Source organism: Alienimonas californiensis (assembly GCF_007743815.1).
Taxonomy (GTDB): domain Bacteria; phylum Planctomycetota; class Planctomycetia; order Planctomycetales; family Planctomycetaceae; genus Alienimonas; species Alienimonas californiensis.
The window spans coordinates 3035916-3055982 of record NZ_CP036265.1; the positions used below are offsets into that span (position 1 = coordinate 3035916).

A 20067-nucleotide genomic window follows, 5' to 3' on the forward strand; every position below is an offset into this window, starting at 1 on the left:
GACGCATGCGTCCGGCTTAGGCGCCGCCTACACTTCGTCGCCCCCGCCGAAGGAACGCCCCGTGACGACGCAGACCGCTCCCATGACCACCGCCAACGAGGGCAGCGATTCGTCCAGCGGCGAGAAGGTCTGGACCGTCAAGGCGATCCTCGAGTCCTCCGCCGGCTTCCTGAAGAAGAAGGGCAGCGACTCGCCCCGGTTGGAAGCGGAGATTCTGCTGGCGAAGGTGCTGGGCTGCGAGCGGATTCAGCTTTACGTGAAGTTCGCCCAGCCGCTGACGGACGACGAACGGGCCGCGATGCGGGACCTCGTGAAGCGGCGGGCGAACGCGGAGCCGGTCGCGTACCTGGTGGGCTATCGGGAGTTCTTCAGCAAGCGGTTCGCGGTGAACCGGCACGTGCTGATCCCCCGCCCGGCGACCGAATCGCTGGTGATGGAGGCGCTGGACGCCGCCAAGCCACTGGACGCCCCCCGCGTGCTGGACCTGTGCACCGGGAGCGGCTGCATGGCGGTGAGCGTCGCTGCGGGGCACCGCGGGGCGCAGGTGCTGGCGACGGACCTGTCTGACGACGCCCTCGCGGTCGCCAAGGAGAACGTGCAGACGCACGGCCTGGAGGACCGCGTGACGCTCGCCGGCGGGGATCTGTTCGCCGCGGTGCCCGGTTCGTTCGGCAAGGGGGGGAGCGAACCGTTCGACCTGATCCTGTCGAACCCGCCCTATGTCCGCGACGACGAATGGGACGGGCTGGACGCCGACGTGCGGGACCACGAGCCGAAGCTCGCCCTGCTCAGCGGTGCCGACGGGCTAGATCACGTCCGCCGCATCGTCGCCGAGGCCCCCGCCCATCTGGCCGAGGGCGGCTCGCTGATGTTGGAGGTCTCCGCCGACCAGACGAAGGCCGTGTCCGGCCTGCTGCGCGACGCGGGGTTCGGCGGCGTGCGGATCGTCAAAGACAGCGACGGGTTGCCGCGGATCGTGATCGGCGTGCGGGGGTGAGGGGGCGCCCTTTCCCCCCTCTCCCTCAGGGAGAGGGGCCGGGGGTGAGGGTGACGCACGGTTCGCACGTCTTCGCTCCTGCGGCGACGGGCCGGTGAGGAGGCGGGCCGTGAAGGGGCAGCGGGCGTCGTTGCCCCCTCACCCCCAGCCCCTCTCCCCCAAAAGGGGGCGAGGGGAGTGACGCAAGCACCTACTCAAACAGCCCCAGCCCGAAGTCGTCGTCGCCCGCTTCGCCGCCGTGGGTGAGGGTTTCGAGTTCCGTCTCCGTCGTCTGCGGGTCCACGGCCCGGCAGGCGAGCGTCAGTTGGCGGGCGACGTCCTTCAGTTCGTTGCGCCACTCGGTCGGGTCGAGGCCGTCCGGGGTGAGGCGGGCGAACTCGCCGCAGAGCAGCACGAGCCGCAGGCAGTGGCGGAACACGCAGCCCTCCTGCTTTTGCAGGCCGCGGGCGGTGACGTAGTCGTCGAAGTTCGCCCCATGCTTCAGCAGGTCCCCGGCGCACCAGACGGAGCGGATGTGCTGATCGTCGACGTGCGGGTATTCGTGCCGGAACAGCAGATCGACCTTCTCCGCCAGCGTCGGGGCGAATTTGCGTTCCCAGTCGTTGGCGAGGCGGTTCTCGTCGTCCTCGATGGAGGCCGGGTACAGTTCCTCCGGGGAGAGCACGCCGCGGGCGATCAGTTCCGGGTCCACATACTCGGTGGCGAGGGAGCCGGGCGGCATGAAGTCCGGCTGGGGCACCCGCACGCTGCGGGCCGTGCTGCCGGGGAACTCCAGGGTCGATTCGAGGATCTGGAGCCATTCCTCCCGCTCGGCTTTGCCCAGGATCGTCAGCAACCATGACCCGAACACCGGGTTCACGGTGCGGAACGCGGTGAGCTGGGCGGCCTTCTCGGTCGGCACGGCCCGCTCGGGGGAGTAGCGCTCCGGTTCGTCGGACGGCTCCGGCTCCCCGGCCTCCTTGCGGCGGGCCCTGGCGAGCGGGGTGTCCTTCTTCGCCGGCTCGTCAGCCTCCTCGCGGGCCTCCTCCAGCGCCTCGCTGAGCAACCCGCCCAGCATCCCGCCGCCGGCCGGTTCCGGTTCGGGCTCCGGCTCCGGTTCGTTCTGCTCCGCCGCCGCGGCGGCGGGCCTGGGCGTCTCGCGGGCCGGGGGTTCCGGTTCGAGGTCCACGAACCCGCCGTGATGCAGCGTGAGCAGCATCCGGTCCAGCTCCTTGAGCTGCCCCTCGACCCGGCCCTCGTCCATCAACCGCTTGCGGACGAAGGCCCGCACGGCCTCCACCTCTGGGTTCCGATTCAGCAGATAGGCCAGCAGGCGCCAGGGCAGACGGCCCTTGCTGGCCAGCTTGCCCGGCGGGGCGGCGATCAGCTTCTGGAACTGGTCGTCGTTCCAGTACTGCGTCTTCGGATTGCGGCTGGGGCGCTTCTTTTTAAGCCGCTTGGCCATCTTGAGGATGTTCGGATCCTTCGACTGCTCCAGCGAAGCGAGGTCGTGCTTGGCGTCCCAGCGGGCGATCTTCACGTCGTCCTCGTGGGCCAACGCGTAGACGTGACCCTGATCGTCGTACTGCGGCCGCCCGGCCCGGCCGAACATCTGGTGGGCGCCGCTGGCGTCCGCCACCTTTTTCTTCCCCGGAGGGCCCTTCAGCAGGGTGGTCAGCACCACGGACCGGGCCGGCAGGTTCATCCCCGCTGCGAGCGTCTCCGTGCAGACGACGACGCTCAGCAACCGCCGTTGGAACAACTCCTCTACCGCCCGCTTGTACTTCGGCAGCACCCCGGCGTGGTGCACGCCGACGCCGCGGAGCAAAATCGGCTTGAGCTTCGGCCCGGCCCCGGTGGTGAAGTCGTATTCCTCCAGGGCAGCGGCCAGTTCTTTGCGAAGCCCGTCGCTGATGAGGTGCCGGCCCTTCAGCGTCTCGGCGATGCTCCAACACTCGTCCCGGCTGAACACGAAGATCAGCGCCGGCGTGCGGCGGTGCGGGTTGTTGGTGCCGGGGTCGTCGTTGTCGGCCATCGACTCCGTGAGGTCCGGCAGCAGTTCGTCGTCGGTCCAATGGAACTGGAGCGGCACCTTCCGTTCCGTGCCCTGCACCAGCCGGATCGACCGGCCGTGCGACTTCGACAGCCACATCACGAAGTCCGCCGCGTTCCCCACCGTGGCGCTGAGGAGCATCAAGCGCACGTGCTTCGGCAACAGGGCGAGGGCCAGCTCCCAGACGATCCCCCGCTCCGGGTCGGCGAAGGAGTGGAACTCGTCCATCACCACCGCGGAGACGTTGTCCCAGTCAAACTTCTCGCCATCCAGCAGGCGGTTCACCAGAATCTCCGCGACGACGACCAGCACGGTCGCGTCCGGGTTCACGCTGCGGTTGCCGGTGACGAGGCCGACCGACTCCCGCGGGAAGCCCCAGCGCTCGGCGGCGTCCTGCACCTCCTGAAATTTTTGCTCCGTGAGGGCGATCAGCGGGGTGGTGTAGTAGGCCGTTTTGCCGGTGTGCAGGGCTTCGTAGAGGGCCGCTTCCGCGACGAGCGTTTTCCCGGTGCCGGTCGGGGCGCAGACCAGCACGCCGGGGTCGTGCTCGAAGTAGGCGAGGAGGGCTTCCTCCTGCACCGGATACGGCTCGAACGGCAGGCTGTCGAGGTATTGGAGGCAGAGATCCTCGCGGGAGGGCGGCGCAGATTCGTCGGACATGCCGCCAGCATCCGGGCCGACCGCGACGGGGGCAACGCGACAGCGGCGAGACTCCCCTCTCCCCCCTTTTGGGGGAAAGGGGCCGGGGGTGAGGGGGCAACGGCACCCGAAGGCTGTTCACGGTCCGTTCACTGGTGCCTCACCGCAGAGAGCGAAGACGTGCGAACCGTGCGTCACCCTCACCCCCGACCCCTCTCCCTGAGGGAGAGGGGAGACGCTGCGGGCGGAGGTCGTAAGCTGCCGGCATGAACGACGACGCCTTCGCCGCCCTCCGCGAGCAGATGCCGGTCACGCAGCGGTACGCTTACTTCGACCACGCCGCCGTCGGCCCGCTGCCGGCCCCGGCCGCCGCGGCGATGGCGGAGTACGCCGCCGACTTCCGCGACCACGGCGACGTCCACTGGCCGAAGTGGCGGGCGATGACGGAACGCTGCCGCGGCCGCTTCGCCGAACTACTGAACGCCTCCGAATCCGAGATCGCCGTCGTCCGCAACACGACCGAGGGCATCGGCCTGGTCGCCGAGGGGATCGATTGGCGGCCGGGGGACAACGTCGTCGTGCCGGCCAGCGAGTTCCCCTCCAACCTGCTGCCGTGGCGGAACTTGGCGTCCCGCGGCGTCGAGGTGCGGGAGGTGGAGGCTCCCGACGAACGGCTGGACCCGGCGAAGGTCCGCGACGCCTGCGACGGCCGCACGCGGGTGGTGGCGGCGAGTTGGGTCGGCTACGCGACCGGCTGGCGGAACGACCCGGCGGACCTGTGCCAGATCGCCCACGACGCCGGGGCACTGTTCCTGCTGGACGCGATCCAGGGCCTCGGCGTCCTGCCGCTGGACGTGAAGGCCGTGCCGATCGACTTCCTCTGTGCCGACGGTCACAAGTGGCTGCTCGGCCCGGAGGGCGCCGGCGTGCTGTTCATTCGGCAGGAACGGCTCAACGACCTGCGGCCGCTGTTGGTCGGCTGGAACAGCGTAGCGACGGCGGGGGCGTTCGGTTCGACGGACCTCTCCCTGAAGGAAAGCGCCGCCCGCTACGAGGGCGGCACCTACGCCGCGGCCTGCGTCGCCGGGCTGGCGGCGAGCCTTGATCTGCTCGCCCCGATTTCGCCGGTACAACGTGGCGAACGGCTGCTCGCCCTGACGGACCGGCTCGTCGACGGCCTGACCGACGCCGCCTGCACCGTCGCCAGCAATCACCGCTATGACCGGCGCAGCGGGATCGTCGCCTTCACCCCGCCCGACGGCGACAGCGACGCCTGCGCGAAGCGGTTGCTGGCCGAGGGCGTCGTCGTCCGCGTCCGGCACGACCGCATCCGGGCGGCGCCGCACATTTACACCAGCGACGCGGAGGTGGATCGGCTGATCGCCGCGCTCTGACGCCCGCCGGTTCGCCGTCGCCGCTAGGCGGCGCGCGTTTCAGGGTAATTCGCGCCGCCTAACGGCGACGGCGAACCGGGGGGCGCCGGCGAGGATGTCAGTCCTCCGCCCGGCTGCCGTCGCCGCACATTTTGACGACCCTTGGGTCGAACCGAGCCACAACGTCCACCAGGTCCGTCTGGGCGGCCATCACCTGGCGGATGTTTTTATAGACGCCGGGGACCTCGTCGCTGCCGGCGGAGATCACCCGCACGCCGCGCTCCGCCAGCGTCTTCTTGACCGAGCCGAAGGTGTACTTCGCCTTGGCCTTGGTGCGGCTCATCCGGCGGCCGGCGCCGTGGGAGGCGCTGTCCAGGCTCTCCGCGTTCCCTTTGCCGCGGACGATGAAGGCCGGGTCAGCCATGCTGCCGGGGATCACGCCCAGCACGCCGGCGCCCGCCGGGGTCGCGCCCTTGCGGTGCACGTAGATCTCCTTGCCGCCGTGGGTCTCCTTCCAGGCGAAATTGTGGTGGTTCTCGACCCCGGCGATCGCTTTGGCGCCGATCAGGTCCATCACGTTTTTGTGCAGCACGGCGTGATTCGCGGCGGCGTAGTCGCCCATCAGGTTCATCGCGGCCCAGTATTCCTGGCCCTCCTGAGAGTCCATATCGAGCCACGCCAGCCGGCCGAACCGCTCCTGCTGCCGCTTGCCGAGCTTGTTGCGGGCGATGGCGGAGTAGGTCGAACAGACCGCCGCCCCCACCCCCCGGCTGCCCGAGTGCGAGAGCAGGGCAAGGTACTCGCCCTTCTCCAGGCCAAGTTCCTCGTCCCGCTGATTGAGGGTCAGCAGACCGAACTCCGCGAAGTGGTTGCCGGACCCGCTGCTGCCGAGCTGGGCCCAGGCCTTGTCCTTATTCTCCCGGGTGATGCGGGTGATGGACCAGTCCTGATCCATGACCGGGTGATGCTGCCGCCCGCTGCGGCCGTAGCTGGACCCGACGCCGAACCGCGTGCCCTTATTGAGAGCGGTCTCCAGTCGGTCCGGGACCGCTTCGAGGTAGCCGGCCGGCACGTCCAGCACGGACAGCTTAATTCGGCAGGCGATGTCCACGCCGACGGCGTAGGGCACGACGGCGTTCTCCAGCCCCAGCACGCCGCCGATCGGCAGGCCGTAGCCGAGGTGGGCGTCCGGCATCAGCGCGGCGCCGCGGGCGCTGGGCAGGCTGCACGCCTCCCGCATCTGCTTATGGGCCTCGGCGTCGATATCGTCGCCCCAGGTCCGATAGCCGATCGGCTCCGGCGGCGGGGCGAGATCCTCGGCCTCTGCTGTCATCACCGCGGTCGCCAGCGGGCCGAAGTGCGGGTCGTCCGCGTGCTCGGCCGGGTTCTCCATCAGGGCCGGGAGGAACTGCTTGAGCTTATAGCCTCGCAGTTCCTTCGCCTCCGCCGCGGAGCGGATGCCGGCGAGGGCCTCGGCAATCAGAAAGTCCGGCACGCCGAGCTTGCGGAGCTGGGAGTTGTTCATGGCGAAGCAGACCCGGGAACAGCAGGTTGGTTCGGAGAACATTGATGTAACGCAGAGGCCCCGCGGGGCCTCTGCGTTACGAATCATTCTCCTTTGTCGAATGCCGCCACGCCCAGACCACGCCGGTGGCGGCGAGGTACAGCAGGAACTGCGTGAGGAACACCGGCCACGCCAGCGGGCCGAGGTGGAAGCCGGCGTTCGGGGCGTACAGGGAGGTGACGATCGGCCAGCCGAGGTTGAACACCGGGGCATCACTCGTGCGCCCCGGCGCCTCGAAGGCCGGCGGACCCTCGCTGGGGAAGAAGTCGAAGAACAGCGCCGCCCCCATCAGCAGGGGGGTCGCCATCAACCACAGCGTCCAGGTGTGGGGGTGAAAGCGAAAGAGGGGCTTGGCCGTGGGCGGGCGGACGGGCGCCGGCGGGGGCGTTTCGACGGTCATCGGTTCAGCCCTCGCGCGGGGGGATCAGGTCGGCCCGTTTCATCAGGGCGAGTTGGGCGGAGGCGATCGGCTTGCCGTCCGCCTCGCCGGCTTCGAGGTCGCCGGCCGTCAGCCAGCGGACGGCCCCCGGTTCCGAAGCCAACCGCTCCTCCAGCTTCGCCCGACCGCGGCGGAACAGTTCGCAGAGGTAGAACTGCACGATCGTGATGTCCCCCTCCGTCGGCCCCTCGCATTGGTCGGCGAACTGCAGGTGCGCCCGCGGGGCGTGGCTCACCAGATAATCCTTGCCGCCGTCCAGCCCCGCGGCCCAGGCGACCTCCCGCACCAGGGCGTCGCGGTAGCTTTCGCCCTCCAGCTTCTCGGCCTGCGGCAGAGTGAGCACGCCCTGGGCCGAGTTCCAGACGGAGAGCCACTCGCTACGGAGGGCGGGGTCGGCCACGTCCCGATCGCCGGGCTCAGCGGCGTCGCGGCGGACCAAGGCGATCGCTCCGACGTAGTGCGGCATGCGGGGGCGGGACATGGGGGGAGAACGGGACGCGGCATCATACCCGGCGCCCGCAAACCTTCCCCCGGACCCGCGGCCCGCGGGAGTTTTCGCAGAACGCGGAGGCCCCGCGGGGCCTCCGCGTTACGGGGCGATCAGTGAGCCGAAGAGAACGACACGCTCTTTCGCCCCCGCCGACGGACCGGCCCCCCATGACGACCCTCGCCCCCGCCGCCGACCCCGCGGTCGACCCCGCCGGCGCCTCCGCGACCGCCTGGCCGGACGCGACCGCGGCCCTGCGGGCGGAGAACGACGCCCTCAAGGCCCGCCTCCGCGACGCGGAGCGGCTGGCAGCGGTCGGGCAGCTGTCCGCCTCCGTCACGCACGAGTTCAATAACGTCCTGATGACGACGTTGAACTACGCCAAGATCGGGCTGAAACGCTCCGACGACCCGCACGTCGTGAAAGCCTTCACCCGCATCCTCGAAGCCGGCGAGCGGGCCGCGAAGATCAGCGAGTCGCTGCTGTCGTTCGCCCGGGGCGGCGAGGAGCGGCGGGACACCGTGCGGTTGGCCGGCCTGCTGGAGGACGTGCTCGTCCTGACCGGCAAGGACCTGCAGGCGCACCGCGTCCGCACCCAGACCGACGCGAGCGGCGATCCGCGGGCGAGCGTTTGCGTCCCGCAGGTCCAACAGGTGTTGGTCAACCTGATCCTCAACGGCCGGCAGGCGATGCCGGAGGGCGGGCTGATGACCTTCACCCTGACCGACAACGCCGCCGACGGCACCGCGGAGATCAGCGTCCGCGACACCGGCGCCGGCATCCCGCGGGAGGCGCTGCCCCGCATCTTCGAGCCGTTCTACAGCACGAAAACGCTCGGCAACGGCTCCGGCGGCGGCGGCGGGCTGGGCCTGCCGCTCTGCCGCGACGTCATCGAGGCCCACGGCGGCCGCATCCGCGTCGAAAGCGCCCTCGGCCGCGGGACCTGCTTCACCCTGAAGTTCCCGCGGGTCGGGTGAGAACCGTAGGCGAGCGGTGGGCGTGAGCCCTCCGTGTACTCACTCGGCTTCGATGACACGGAGGGCTCACGCCCACCGCTCGCCTACTGCATCAGCAACGCCCAGATCGTGCCGAGGACGCCGATCACCCCCAGCACGAACATCCATCGCGGCACGTTCGCTCCGGCAGGTCGTCGGCCGGGAGTGATGTAGTCGCCGCAGGACGGGCAGACGTCGGCCTCCTCGTAGACCGGCTCGCCGCAGGACGGGCAGGGGAGCTCCTCCCCGGCCCCGTCGTCGTACGGCTCGAAGTCTTCGCCGGAGTCGTCCGGATCGTCGTCCCACGGCATCGGCGAGGCCTTATTGCTTCTTGCCGCCGGACTTTTTCGCTCCGGCTTTCTTGGCCCCGGACTTCCCGCCGCCGTTCTTCGCCATCAGTTCGAGGACCTTCTCCGCGATCGCGGTGACGTAGGGGTCGTCCTTCAGCGGCGGGGTGGGGGGCAGGTCGCCCGCCTTCTTGCCGGCCGGTTTGCCGATCGGGCCGAACTTCGGCGGGGGGTTGAACGCCTTGGGGGAATACAGCCCTTCGGCGTCGCCGTCGTAGACGCCGCGGAAGGCGGTGTTTCCCACGAGATCCGCGTCCGGGTAGTGGAACCGGGGGTCGTCGAAGCCGAGCTTCTGCTTGAGCTCCAGCAGTTCGCGGGTGTGCCGCTCGGCGAGGTAATCGATCGGGCCGAGCTGCTTGGCCAGCATCAGGATGCGGCAGTAGGCGTCCAGCACCTCGGTCTTCCAGTACGCCTCCTCCAGGCTGGGGCCGAAGGAGATCGTGCCGTGGTTCTTCAGGATGATGTGGTTCGTGCCCTTCAAGAAGGGCAGCACGGTGTCGGCGAACTCCTGCCCGCCGGGCGTCTCGTAGGGGGCGAACGGGGTCTCGCCGAGGAACACCTCGACCTCCGGCAGCACGCCCTGTGGGACCGGCTCGCCGGCGACGCTGAAGGCGGTGGCGTGCGGCGGGTGGCAGTGCACGCAGGCCTTCACGTCCGGCCGGTTCTTCATGATGGACAGGTGCAAGAGGATCTCGCTGGTCCGCTTGCGCTGGCCGTAGATCTGGTTGCCGTCCAGGTCCACGCCGCAGATGTCCTCGGGGGTCATGAACCCTTTGCAGATCATCGTGGGGCTGCACAGCACCATGTTCTCGCCGACGCGGACGGAAATGTTCCCGTCGTTCGCCGCGGCGTAGCCCCGCTGGTAGACGCGGCGGCCGATCTCGCAGATCTCCTCCTTGATCGCGTCGTCGTTCAGTTCGGGGGCGTCGTTGGGGAAGTCGACGCGGAGGTGCTCGGGGATCGCCATGTACTGTTCGGTCCGGATTCCGGCTGGGTGGTGTTTCGGCGGGCAGGGTACCGGGGGAAGGCGGAGCGAACCGTTTCGTTAGCGGGCCGGTTCTCCGAACCTGCGCGCAAGCCGAAATGGTTGCCGCCCGATCGCTACAAGCGGTCGACGCCCGGGGTGAAGTCGCTGTCAGCGGACAGCGACAGGCAGAACTCGCACAGCAGGTCGGCGGCGGCGTCGAGGTCGTCCATGGAGATCACCTCCACCGGGCTGTGCATGTACCGCAGCGGGATGCCCACGATGCCCGTTGCCGGGCCGTTGCGGGTCAGCTGGATCGCGTTGCCGTCGTTGGAGGCGCCGCGGCTGAGGGCCGACACCTGCACCGGCAGGTCGTGCTCCTTGCCGAGCTTCGTCAGGCTGCGGAACAGCGGCGTGTTGATGTTCGGTCCCCGGAAGGCGACGGGGCCGCGGCCGATGCGGACGTCGCCCACCTCGCCCTTCTCCACGGTCGGGCAGTCGGAGGCGTGCGTCACGTCCACGGCGATGCCGACGTGCGGGTCGATCCGGTGGGCGGCGGTGTGGGCGCCCCGCAGGCCGATCTCCTCCTGCACGGTGGAGACGGCGAAGATCGCCGCCTGCGCCCCGTTCTTGGAAGACTGCCGGGCGGCGGCCCGGCGGGCGGCTTCGAACACCACCCACACGCCCACGCGGTCGTCCATCGCGGGCCCGGCCAGCAGCCCGCCCCGCAGCGCCCGGTAGCCCGGCCGCAGCGTGATCGGGTCGCCGACCGCGACCAGTTCCAGGGCCTCGGCTTTGCCCTCGACGCCGAGGTCCACCCACAGGTCCTTCACCTCGGGCACCTGCTTGCGCTCCTCGGCGCCCAGCAGGTGAATCGCCTTCCGGGCGATCACGCCGGCGACGGTTTCGTGGGCGCCGTGCACCTCCACGGCCTGCCCGATGAGCGTCTGCACGTCCCACCCGCCGACGGCGGAGACCCGCAGGAAGCCGTCGTTGTCGATGTGCTGCACGACCAGGCCGATCTGGTCGCAGTGCCCGGCGAGCATCACCCGCAGCTTGTCGGTTCCCAACCCATCTTTGCCGGCGTTCACCGCTGCCGTCAGGTTCCCGTGCCAGTCGGTAGAGACCTTCCCCCAACCCGCGGCGTACTCGGCGACGACGGCCTGAACCCGCTCCTCATACCCGCTGGTGCCGGGGGTGGTGAGCAGCCGGTCGAGAAACGCGCGGGCGTCGTCGTTCATCGGCGCAACGATGGGGACTGCGGGGAGAAAAAAAGGATGAGCGAGGCGGCCGCCGGTTATACCCGGCCGACCGCGGACCGGCGACCGAGGCGCCGACGCATCAAATCTCTCAGGGGCTTGCCTGCCCGAAATCGCACGGGTAGATTTCGATGAGACGGTCCCAATCCAACGAGGCCCGCCTCGGGTTGATTCGCCCGGCTCCGCTTCATGCCGCGGGGCCGCCCCTCAGTGCCGAAGGACGCGGCTGATGATCGCAAATCGCTACAGTTTGGACGGCGAAACGTCCCGCCCCCGTCAGGACGCCGTGCGGTCGGCGGTGAACCGGCTGGTCCGCGATCGCACCGGCGCCCTGCTGAGCGATCTGCGGGTCGACGTCGCCCCGGAACCGACCGACGAACGAGAGTTCTCCGTCGTGCTCACCGGACGGTGCGGCACGTTCTACTGCAAGCAACTCGCCGGCGTCGCTGCCATGGCCGCCGCCCCCGGCGGCGTGGTCCGCAACCGCATCGCCGTCGGGTAGAACGAGCTTTGGTGAAACGGCCCCGCTTCCTGTTTCCCCCCTCTCCCTCGAGGGAGAGGGGCCGGGGGTGAGGGTGCGGCGCAGCCGGAGGAGTGACGCCGCACATCTTGCGGGAACGACCCGCGTGGTTCGGAACGTGCTGCCGCTACGCGGACCCCCTCACCCCCGACCCCTCTCCCCCAAGGGGGAGAGGGGAGAACCGTGAGGGAGAGACGGCCCTTGGCAGTTCAGTCCGCCCCGGCTTCTCACCACCCCTCCGGCGAGATCGGGCGGGCCGACAGCCGCGGGCGGTGACTTTCGCTGAGGATCGTCGTCGCTCCGCCGGGCGCCAGCGCGACCACGCGGCCGGCCGTCTCCACCCGCGCGAGCGGCAACTCGCGGGGGGCGGGGGGCGGCTCCCTCATCGTGGTCAGCGAACGGGTGGCCAGCGACAGCGGCCAGCGGGAGGTCGGCTCGCGGCGGACCGTGCGAGGTTCTTCCTCCTGCGAAGCGGCGAAGGTGAGCGTGAGCGGGTCCGCCTCGCCGAATCGCACCGCCAGCCGCACGCTGCCGTCCGGGCCGGGGCCGAGGTCGGTGAAGCGGATCGCCTCGCGGTTCGGGTCCGGCCCCTGAGCGACGACCAGCGGCCGCAGCGCCTCGCCCTCGGCCGCCTCCGTGGTGCGGAAGACCGCCGACGGCAGTCCCCACGCCCGGTCCGCGGTGAGGATCACCCCGTGTCGGGGATCCACGGCGACGGAGACGCTGTTTCGCAGGGCCTCCGCGGCGACGGCGGGCAGTTCGCCGTTCACCGCCGCGGCGCACCGCACCAGCGCCGCGGGGGGCAGGTGGGCGACGGTCCGCGGGTCGCGGAGACGTTCGACCAGCTTGGCGTCGGAACCCTCCAGGTGCGTGCCGGCGTCTGCATAGACCACGCACAGGGCGGCGGAGGACTGATCGGACTCCAGGTCGCCGTCGAGGTTCCGCAGCACGGCGTCCTCCGCGGCGGCGTAGCGGCGATGCTTGGTGAGTACGCCGGCGGCGGCGAGGTTCACCTCCCAGGCGTCGCCCCCGCAGGCGAGGGCCTTCTCCGCAGCGTCGGCGGCGCCGGCCAAGCCGGAGTGCTCGCGGATCATCGCCACGTTCGCCCAACTCGCGGCGAGCATCTGATCCCGTCGGAAGTGCCCGCCGCCCAGTTCGTCCAGCCTGCGGTAGGTGCGTTCGGCGTCCTCGAACAGCCCGAGCCGCTGCTGCGTACGGCCCAGGGCGTACCAGTAGGGCGGGTGGTAGGTGAGGTAACGTTCCAGCCGTTGCAGTCGCCGCAAGCGCGCGTCGGCGTCCGGGTCGGCTTGGGCCTCGGCGAGGCGGCGGAGGTCGTCGTCCCGCACCAGCCAGCCGTCAGGGATGTTCCGCTTGCGGGCCAGCTTCCAACTGGTGTCGAGGAACGCCCCGCTCTTGTCCAGCACGCCCTTCATCCGGTCCCGGTCGACCTTCCACAGGCCGGTGTCCCGATCCACCTGCATCCCCCGCAGGTCCCACCAGCTGCCGGCGCCGGTGCGGACGGCGCCGGCCACATCCGCCGTTGCGGCGTGCGTCAGCAGGGAGAAGCTGGTCACCGTCGCGTGCCGGGAGACGCCGCGATGGTGCGATTGCTGCAGCACCGCGCGGTCCCGGTCCGCGATGCGGACGGCGGCGATCTCGTCCAGCACCGCGGTGTAGAGCCGCAGGACTTCCTCGTCCTCGATCGCGGCGAGGTTCAAGTTCGACAGGATGTGCGCCCGCTCCTCGGAGAGCACCTGATCGGTCGGGGAGCAACGGATGCGGTACAGGCTGGCCCGGCAGTAGTTCAGCGTGACGGCGGCGGACCGGCGGCCGGCCTCCTCCGCGTCGAAGCTGCTGCCGACCGACCCTTCAGCGACCACTGCTTCGGCAACGGGGCCTTCAGCGACGGGCATCTCGGCGACGGGCGCCGCGGCGACGGGCGCCGCGGCGACGACCGGCGTGGCGACGACCGGGGCGGCATCTGCCGAAGCGGGCTCCGCTGCGGCAGGATCGACTGCAACGGGATCGGCTGCGGGCGTGCTCGTTTCCTCCACGGGGCAGAGCACGGCGTCGCCGGTCGCCTCGTCGGCGAACAGGGCGGGGGCGGACAGCAGCAGGGCGCAGGAAAACAGCAAGCGGGACATAGCAGTTCCGGAGGGGAACGGGCGGGCGTCCGGGCGGCGGCGTCCTTCGCCGGCGGACCATCGTCGGGCGGGCCGCCCCTCATGGGCGGTGAGCGGTCTCCGCAGTCGGCGGAGCGTCGGGAGACCTAAAGGCGAACGGCGTGCCGAAAATGGCGGGATCGCGTCTGGGCCTATCTGGAAAGAGCGGAGGCGTGTCCCCCGGGGCGTTCCCCCAACTGTAAATCCCACAACGCCGCCCCGTCGGATTCCAACCCGTTCGGTTGCGAAGAAGCCCGCGGCGACCCTGCGGGCCGTGCGGCGCCTGCGACGTGGGCAAGCCGCAGCGGCGGCCTGAAAGAAGTGAGCCCGAAGCGCAAGCGAGGCGGAGCGGCGGCGCCTCAGAAATCGGGTGCCGAAAGCCTCGCTTGCGCTTCGGGCTCACTTCCCGGGGGGGGCGCACGAAAGCGCCCCGACCGGGGGGCCCGGCCGGGGCGTTTTCGTGTCGCTCGTCAGACCGCTCGTCCGGTCGCTCAGGCGGCGGCCCGCAGGAGGCGGGGGCGGCTGGGGACGGCTTGGCGGCCGAGGCTCTTGCAGAGGGTCTGCACGACGATCTCCTGCCGTTCCTCGCCCAGTTCCGCGAAGATCGGCAGGGCCATCACTTCGTCGCAGGCCCGCTCGGAGACGGGCAGCTGGCCCCGCTTGTAGCCCAGGTCCGCGAAGCAGGTTTGCAGGTGCAGCGGCTTGGGGTAGTAGACCGCCGCCCCCACGCCCGCGGCCCGCATCTTGCCGATCACGCCGTCCCGCTTGCCGTTCGGCACGCGGGTGACGTACTGGTTGTAGACATGGCGGCGCTCCGGCAGACGTACCGGCGGCTGGATCGCGTCGGCGACGCGGTAGTCGCTCAGCAGGGCGTCGTAACGCTCGGCGTTTGCGCGGCGGGCTTCGGTCCAGTCGTCGAGGTGGCGGAGCTTCACCTTTAATACGGCCGCCTGGAGGGCGTCCAGCCGGCTGTTCAGGCCGACTTCCACGTGCTCGTAGCCGCCGACGTCCCCGTGCACGCGGAGGCGGTTCAGGCGGGCGGCGATCTCGTCGTCGTCCGTGGTCATCATGCCGCCGTCGCCTGCCCCGCCGAGGTTCTTGGTGGGGAAGAAGCTGAAACAGGCGACCGTGCCCAGCACGCCGCTGCGGCGGCCGCGGTACTCGGCGCCGATGCTCTGGGCGGCGTCCTCGATGATGTGCAGATCGTGCTTCTGGGCGATCCGCCAGATCGGGTCCATCTCCGCGGTCTGGCCGAAGATGTGCACCGGCATGATCGCCTTGGTGCGGTCGGTGATCGCGTCCTCGATCGCGTCGGGATCGATGTTGAAGCCGTCCGGTTCCACGTCCACGAACACCGGCGTCGCCCCGACGCGGTGAATGCTGCCGGCGGTGGCGAAGAAGGTGAACGGGCTGGTGATGACCTCGTCGCCCGGGCCCACGCCGCAGGCCATCAGGGCCAGCAGCAGGGCGTCGGTGCCGCTGGCGCAGCCGATCGCGTGCCGGGCGTCGCAGTATTCGGCGGCGTCGGCCTCGAAGTTGGAGACCTCCTCGCCCAGCACGAAGGCCTGCGATTCAAAGACGCGGCTGACCGCTTCCATGACCTCCGTGCGGATGGTCGCGTGTTGCGCCTGCAGGTCGATGAACGGAACCGGGGTCGAACTGTGAGACATCTGGCGGACGTTTCGTGACGCGGATGGGCGAGGGATCGTTGCGGGCGACGCGGGGGGTCTCATAGGTCCGTCGCCGTTGCGCGCGAAACCCCGGTCTGCGTTTCTTTCGACGGATTCGTCATTCGTCCGAACCGCCCGCCGCGGCGCCGGCGGGCTGGGCGCTTTGGGCACGTTTGGCCCGGTACTCCGCGAGCGTGCCCTCCGGGTCGGCCTCGAAGGCGGCGACGCAGCCCGTGCAGCACACGTAGTAGGTCTTGCCGGCGTGTTCGACGGCGATCGTGCCGAGCCCGCCGGTGACCACGCACTCCGGCCCGCCCAGCGAACTCTCCGCCAGCCGTTCCCCGGCCCGCGTGTAGCCGACCTCCGCCACCCGCAGAAAGCGGCCGGTCGGGGAACTGCGGCGTTCGATCAGCAGGGTGAACCGCTTGTCGCTCAGGCGTTTGAACGTGAGGCGGTCGGAGCCGTCCTCCTTCGGCTCAAACGTGACCGTGTCGCCCAACGACGCGGCCGAGAGCGTCGCCGTCTTCCCGCCGGGCGGGGTGAATTGGCCCACGAAGCCCTTGCCGACGGCGCCCTTGCCGTCCGACGCCGGCCGGACGAGCAGGCGGAGGGTTTCCTTGCCCTCTTCCACCTCGAACCGCACCGCGGGGCGGTTGGGATCGGAAAAATCCCAGACCCATTCGGCCGTCTCCCGCCACGCCCCCTCGCGGGAGCCGCGGCGGACCTGCCCCACGCCCCGCCACTGCCCGACCAGCGGGTTCAGCGGGGCGAGCGCGGCTTTGGCGGCCGCCACGTTCGGCCCGTCCGCGTTCGCATCGGCCACAGCCGTCGCGTCCGTCGGGCCGTCGCCCGGGGGCAGGAAAAAGACCATGACCAGCGGGAGGGCGTTCATCTTCCCTATCCTACCGCCCCGACCGTCGCAAGTTGCGCGGCTAACTCAAGTCGACCTCGATTTCCCCCCGGGTCAGGGCCCGGAAGTCGGCGAGCAGGTCGTTCGTGATCGGGCCGGGTTTGCCGTCGCCGATGGGGCGGCCGTCCAGGGAGACGGCGGCGATCACCTCGGCGGCGCTGCCGGTCAGGAAGCACTCGTCGGCGGTGTAGATGTCGTGGCGGACCATCGCCTCCTCCCGCACCTCCAACCCCCGTCGCTTCGCTAACTGAATCACTGCGGCCCGGGTCAGGCCGGCGAGGATGCCGGCGTCCAGCGGGGGCGTTTTGATCACGCCGCGCTTGATGACGAAAATATTGTCGCCGGTGCACTCGGCGACCTGGCCGACGTGGTTCAACATCAACACCTCGCCGGCCCCGGCGGCGAAGCCCTCGATCTTGGCGAGGATGTTGTTGAGGTAGTTCAGCGACTTCACCCGGGCCGGCAGGGCCGCGGGGTGATTGCGGATCGTCCCGGAGGTGATCAGCTTCAGGCCGCTCTGGTACAGCTCTTTGGGGTAGAGGGCGATGTCCGCAGCGATCACGATCACCTGCGGGTTCGCCGTCTTGCGGATGTCCAACCCCAGCGCCCCGCTGCCGCGGGTCACCACGAGGCGGACGTAGCCGTCCGTGACCCCGTTGGCCTCGACCGTCTGTTCCACCGCGGCCTTTACCTCGGCCGGGGACATCGGGATTTCGAGGTGAATCGCCTTGGCGGACTCGAACAGCCGGTCGATGTGCGCGTCGTGCAGGAAGACGCTGCCGCCGTAGACGCGGATGCCCTCGAACACGCCGTCGCCGTAGAGCAGGCCGTGGTCGAAGACGCTGACGGTCGCCTCGGCTTCGGGGACGAGACGGCCGGCGAGGAAAACGTGCTGGGTCATGGACGTAGTGTAGGGTCCGCTGAGCGGACCGTCGCCGGCACGTCCGGACCACTTTGCCCGGTCCGCGGAGCGAACCCTACGCGGCGCGGCGGAGCGGCTCGACGCGGTCTTCCACCCGACCCCGCAGCAGGCGGACGGTTCGGTCGGCGGTGGCGGCGAGGGCGTCGTCGTGGGTGACCATCACGACCGTCAGGCCCTCGTCGTTCAACTCGCGGAGCAGGGCGATCACCTCGGCTTCGACCTCGCCGTCGAGGTTCCCGGTCGGTTCGTCGGCCAGCAGGATCTGCGGTTCGGAGATCAGCGCCCGGGCGATCGCCGCCCGCTGCATCTCCCCGCCGGACAGTTCCTTCGGGGTGTGCGTCAGGCGGTGACCCAGGCCGACGCGGTCCAGAATCTCCGAGGCATGCGCCCGGTAGACCTTGCGGTTCTTCCAGTAGACCGGCATCGAGTGCCGGATCATCAGCGGGGTGAGCACGTTCTCCAGCAGGGTGAGTTCCGGCAGGAGGTGATAGAACTGAAAGACGAAGCCGAACACGCGGTTCCGCAAACGGTCGCGGGTGCGGGCGGGCAGGTGGTCGATGCGGTCGGCGCCGAGGCGGATCTCGCCGACGTCCGGGGAGTCCAGCAGGCCGAGCAGGTGCATCAGCGTGCTCTTGCCGCAACCGGACTGGCCGACGACGGAGACGAACTCGCCGGGAAGGACGCTGAGGTTCACGCCCCGCAGCACGTCCACGGCGTTCTCCCCCTTGCGGTAGGCCTTCTCGACCGCGACGGCGTGCAGGGGTTGGGGCTGTTCGTTCATCGGGCCGGGAGTTCGATGTTGTGGGCTTACTAACCCGAAGCGTCAGCGGGGGACCGAACCCGAGTAATAAACCGGCCCTCGCTGACGCGTCGGGTTGTTGGACCGGCGACAGCGACTCACTCGTACCGCAGGGCCTGGACGGGGTGCAGGGCGGCGGCGCGGCGGGCCGGCAGGATGCTCGCGGCGACGGCGATGAACACCGCCCCCAGCGCCACCCAGAAGACCGTCAGCGGGTCGACCCGGGTGGGGATCTCCGGGAAGTAGTAGATCCGCTCGTCGAACACTTCGCGGCCGGTCAGGTAGGAGATGAACTTCTCCACCTCGTTGATGTACCGCACGAACAGCAGGCCCAGCACGACGCCGGCCCCGGCGCCGACCAGCCCGAGGCTGATACCGTAGCTCAGGAAGATGCTCATGATCCCCCGCGACCCGGCGCCGAGGGCCTTGAGGATGCCGATGTCCCGCGTCTTCTCGACGACGATCATGTAAAAGATCGCCAAGATCCCGAAGCCGGCGACGGCGACGATCAGGAACAGCAGGACGTTGAGGATCGTCGTTTCCATATCGACCGCGGCCAGCAGCGGGCCCTGCTTGCTCTCCCAAGTGCCCACGCTGAAGCGTTCGGCGGGGAAGGCCTGTTTGAGGGCGGCGACGGCGACGGCGGGGTCCACGCCCTCCTTCAGCTTGATCTGCACGGTGGTGACGCTGCGGGAGAGCGGCAGGCAGTCGGTCTTGGGGAGCGTGATCTCCTCGCCCGGCTCGTGCCAGCTGCCCAGCCGGACGACGGCGTAGGGGCCTTCGAGCCGCACCACCTGCCCGGACTGGCCGGCGTGCGGGCCGCTGAGGGCCTTGATCTCCCGGCCGACGGTCACGCTGCGGTCGTTCTCGTCCGGCACGAGCATCCCGCGGACCTCCTGCAGGCGCTCGATGTTGCAGAAGACGACGCGGCTGTCGTACTCGCTCATGCCGCTTTTGAAGACGTCCGTGACGGTCGCGTTCATCGTGGCGGACTCCGGCGGGCCGTTGCTGCCGGCCTTCACCGTGGTCAGGGTGACGCGCTGGCCGGGCTGGACCAGCAGGCGTTCCTCGATTGAGCCGTCGGCGGTCTCGATCGGCACGCTGATGAGCTGCTTCCCGATCATCACCCGGCCGTCCAGCAGCCCGTCGCGGCTCTCCGGGGCCTGGGCGGGAGCCGGGGCGACCGCGGCGAACGGGTCCGGCACCAGGGCGGAGCCGCCTTCCGAAGCGTACGGCTGGCTGTCGCCGACCCACTCCTCGCTGTCGGCGCCCCAGTCGGCGCCGGCGGCGGAGGCGGGCAGGATCCCGCCGCCCTGCGAGGCCGACTGGGCACTGGCGAGGCGGTGGCGGAGCACGTCCAGATCGTGCATCCGCTGGCAGAGTTCCATCGCCTCGGGCGTCAGGTTCCAGCCGAGTTCCTCCTCCAGGCTCCGCTGGGCCGGCTCGACGACCTTGCCGTCCTTCATCACCGGCTGGTAGCTGGCGAGGTTCTCCTTGAGCGGCCCGACTTTGCTTTTGCCGCGGGGGTCGATGCCGATCAGCTGCACGGGGCGATGGATCGGCTCGCCGCCGTAGTCGAAGCTCATGACGGCGTACATCTCCACCGTCGGGGTGGCCGCCTCGATCATGCCGGGGGCGGCGGCCATGGCCCGGGCGATCAGGCCCTCGGGGTTCTCATGGCCCTGCAAACTGTGCGTTTCGATGACCACGTCGGCCAGCAGGCCGCGGATGCGGTCCTTCATCTCCGTGGTGAAACCGGCCATCACGGAGTTCACCACGATCATCGTCGCCACGCCCAGCGTGACCGAGATGATGCTCGCCAGCGCGATGTAGCGGGTGCGGAGATACCGCAGGCAGAGGAGCAGCTTGTACATCGCATCCGTGCGAGCGGGACGTGGGGGTTCCCCCCGCTTGAAGGGAACTGCCGCGGGAAGATACGGGAACCGGGCCGGTACGGAAAGATCGGTTCGGGCGCGGACGATTGAGAG

The 20067-nt window shown here is 70.0% G+C and carries 17 protein-coding genes; 4 read left to right on the forward strand and 13 right to left on the reverse strand.

Annotation, left to right across the window (positions count from 1 at the left end; translation table 11 throughout):
• The first annotated feature begins 61 nt into the window (after positions 1-61).
• Positions 62-997 (forward strand): peptide chain release factor N(5)-glutamine methyltransferase, encoded by a 936-nt coding sequence (gene prmC / locus CA12_RS12020; RefSeq protein WP_207621964.1) that lies wholly within the window; start codon positions 62-64, stop codon positions 995-997.
• A 190-nt stretch (positions 998-1187) separates the two neighbouring features.
• Here the strand turns inward: prmC and CA12_RS12025 are convergent, their stop codons facing one another.
• Positions 1188-3689, reverse strand: a complete 2502-nt coding sequence (locus CA12_RS12025; RefSeq protein WP_145359166.1) for a DEAD/DEAH box helicase — start codon at positions 3687-3689, stop codon at positions 1188-1190.
• A 245-nt stretch (positions 3690-3934) separates the two neighbouring features.
• Here CA12_RS12025 and CA12_RS12030 point away from each other — a divergent pair, with 245 nt between their 5' ends.
• Complete coding sequence (locus CA12_RS12030; RefSeq protein ID WP_145359167.1) at positions 3935-5062, forward strand: aminotransferase class V-fold PLP-dependent enzyme; 1128 nt, start codon at positions 3935-3937, stop codon at positions 5060-5062.
• Between the two features lie 97 nt (positions 5063-5159).
• Here CA12_RS12030 and CA12_RS12035 read toward each other — a convergent pair whose 3' ends face one another.
• The 3 genes from CA12_RS12035 to CA12_RS12045 all read right to left on the reverse strand — a co-directional run bounded on the left by CA12_RS12035 (position 5160) and on the right by CA12_RS12045 (position 7525).
• Complete coding sequence (locus CA12_RS12035; protein ID WP_145361492.1) at positions 5160-6566, reverse strand: RtcB family protein; 1407 nt, start codon at positions 6564-6566, stop codon at positions 5160-5162.
• 76 nt (positions 6567-6642) lie between these two features.
• On the reverse strand, positions 6643-7005 hold the full coding sequence (locus CA12_RS12040) for a hypothetical protein (protein WP_145359168.1): 363 nt from the start codon (positions 7003-7005) through the stop codon (positions 6643-6645).
• Positions 7006-7009: 4 nt separating this feature from the next.
• On the reverse strand, positions 7010-7525 hold the full coding sequence (locus CA12_RS12045) for a hypothetical protein (protein ID WP_145359169.1): 516 nt from the start codon (positions 7523-7525) through the stop codon (positions 7010-7012).
• 176 nt (positions 7526-7701) lie between these two features.
• On the opposite strand from CA12_RS12045, the gene CA12_RS12050 reads away from it, so the two are divergent.
• Positions 7702-8508 (forward strand): sensor histidine kinase, encoded by an 807-nt coding sequence (locus CA12_RS12050; protein WP_145359170.1) that lies wholly within the window; start codon positions 7702-7704, stop codon positions 8506-8508.
• Positions 8509-8591: 83 nt separating this feature from the next.
• Here the strand turns inward: CA12_RS12050 and CA12_RS12055 are convergent, their stop codons facing one another.
• The 3 genes from CA12_RS12055 to CA12_RS12065 form a co-directional block, all read right to left on the reverse strand.
• Entirely contained in the window at positions 8592-8837 is a 246-nt protein-coding gene (locus CA12_RS12055) for a zinc ribbon domain-containing protein (protein ID WP_145359171.1), read from the reverse strand.
• 10 nt (positions 8838-8847) lie between these two features.
• Entirely contained in the window at positions 8848-9840 is a 993-nt protein-coding gene (locus CA12_RS12060) for a class II aldolase/adducin family protein (protein WP_145359172.1), read from the reverse strand.
• 134 nt (positions 9841-9974) lie between these two features.
• Positions 9975-11078, reverse strand: coding sequence for a M42 family metallopeptidase (locus CA12_RS12065; RefSeq protein WP_145359173.1), 1104 nt, complete (start codon positions 11076-11078; stop codon positions 9975-9977).
• Positions 11079-11325: 247 nt separating this feature from the next.
• Here CA12_RS12065 and CA12_RS12070 point away from each other — a divergent pair, with 247 nt between their 5' ends.
• On the forward strand, positions 11326-11598 hold the full coding sequence (locus CA12_RS12070) for a hypothetical protein (protein ID WP_145359174.1): 273 nt from the start codon (positions 11326-11328) through the stop codon (positions 11596-11598).
• A 245-nt stretch (positions 11599-11843) separates the two neighbouring features.
• On the opposite strand, the gene CA12_RS12075 is transcribed toward CA12_RS12070, so the two are convergent.
• The 6 genes from CA12_RS12075 to CA12_RS12105 form a co-directional block, all read right to left on the reverse strand.
• Positions 11844-13760: a hypothetical protein gene (locus CA12_RS12075; protein ID WP_165700714.1), complete on the reverse strand. Its 1917-nt coding sequence runs from the start codon at positions 13758-13760 to the stop codon at positions 11844-11846.
• A gap of 509 nt (positions 13761-14269) precedes the next feature.
• A complete protein-coding gene (locus CA12_RS12085) occupies positions 14270-15448 on the reverse strand; it encodes a DegT/DnrJ/EryC1/StrS family aminotransferase (protein WP_207621965.1) in 1179 nt (392 codons plus the stop codon).
• Positions 15449-15566: 118 nt separating this feature from the next.
• Positions 15567-16340: a hypothetical protein gene (locus CA12_RS12090; RefSeq protein WP_145359178.1), complete on the reverse strand. Its 774-nt coding sequence runs from the start codon at positions 16338-16340 to the stop codon at positions 15567-15569.
• A 40-nt stretch (positions 16341-16380) separates the two neighbouring features.
• On the reverse strand, positions 16381-17259 hold the full coding sequence (gene ilvE / locus CA12_RS12095; protein ID WP_145359179.1) for a branched-chain-amino-acid transaminase: 879 nt from the start codon (positions 17257-17259) through the stop codon (positions 16381-16383).
• 76 nt (positions 17260-17335) lie between these two features.
• Complete coding sequence (locus CA12_RS12100; RefSeq protein ID WP_145359180.1) at positions 17336-18061, reverse strand: ABC transporter ATP-binding protein; 726 nt, start codon at positions 18059-18061, stop codon at positions 17336-17338.
• Positions 18062-18177: 116 nt separating this feature from the next.
• The gene (locus tag CA12_RS12105; protein ID WP_242687888.1) at positions 18178-19953 is read right to left on the reverse strand and encodes an FtsX-like permease family protein; all 1776 of its coding nucleotides are present in this window, start codon (positions 19951-19953) and stop codon (positions 18178-18180) included.
• Positions 19954-20067: the final 114 nt, after the last annotated feature.

Excerpts from the sequence above, each read along its gene's own strand:
- CA12_RS12025 (WP_145359166.1), bottom strand. The coding sequence starts at position 3,689 with ATGTCCGACGAATCTGCGCCGCCCTCCCGCGAGGATCTCTGCCTCCAA.
- CA12_RS12030 (WP_145359167.1), top strand. The coding sequence starts at position 3,935 with ATGAACGACGACGCCTTCGCCGCCCTCCGCGAGCAGATGCCGGTCACG.
- CA12_RS12035 (WP_145361492.1), bottom strand. The coding sequence starts at position 6,566 with ATGAACAACTCCCAGCTCCGCAAGCTCGGCGTGCCGGACTTTCTGATT.
- CA12_RS12040 (WP_145359168.1), bottom strand. The coding sequence starts at position 7,005 with ATGACCGTCGAAACGCCCCCGCCGGCGCCCGTCCGCCCGCCCACGGCC.
- CA12_RS12045 (WP_145359169.1), bottom strand. The coding sequence starts at position 7,525 with ATGTCCCGCCCCCGCATGCCGCACTACGTCGGAGCGATCGCCTTGGTC.
- CA12_RS12050 (WP_145359170.1), top strand. The coding sequence starts at position 7,702 with ATGACGACCCTCGCCCCCGCCGCCGACCCCGCGGTCGACCCCGCCGGC.
- CA12_RS12055 (WP_145359171.1), bottom strand. The coding sequence starts at position 8,837 with ATGCCGTGGGACGACGATCCGGACGACTCCGGCGAAGACTTCGAGCCG.
- CA12_RS12060 (WP_145359172.1), bottom strand. The coding sequence starts at position 9,840 with ATGGCGATCCCCGAGCACCTCCGCGTCGACTTCCCCAACGACGCCCCC.
- CA12_RS12065 (WP_145359173.1), bottom strand. The coding sequence starts at position 11,078 with ATGAACGACGACGCCCGCGCGTTTCTCGACCGGCTGCTCACCACCCCC.
- CA12_RS12070 (WP_145359174.1), top strand. The coding sequence starts at position 11,326 with ATGATCGCAAATCGCTACAGTTTGGACGGCGAAACGTCCCGCCCCCGT.
- CA12_RS12075 (WP_165700714.1), bottom strand. The coding sequence starts at position 13,760 with ATGTCCCGCTTGCTGTTTTCCTGCGCCCTGCTGCTGTCCGCCCCCGCC.
- CA12_RS12085 (WP_207621965.1), bottom strand. The coding sequence starts at position 15,448 with ATGTCTCACAGTTCGACCCCGGTTCCGTTCATCGACCTGCAGGCGCAA.
- CA12_RS12090 (WP_145359178.1), bottom strand. The coding sequence starts at position 16,340 with ATGAACGCCCTCCCGCTGGTCATGGTCTTTTTCCTGCCCCCGGGCGAC.
- ilvE (WP_145359179.1), bottom strand. The coding sequence starts at position 17,259 with ATGACCCAGCACGTTTTCCTCGCCGGCCGTCTCGTCCCCGAAGCCGAG.
- CA12_RS12100 (WP_145359180.1), bottom strand. The coding sequence starts at position 18,061 with ATGAACGAACAGCCCCAACCCCTGCACGCCGTCGCGGTCGAGAAGGCC.
- CA12_RS12105 (WP_242687888.1), bottom strand. The coding sequence starts at position 19,953 with ATGTACAAGCTGCTCCTCTGCCTGCGGTATCTCCGCACCCGCTACATC.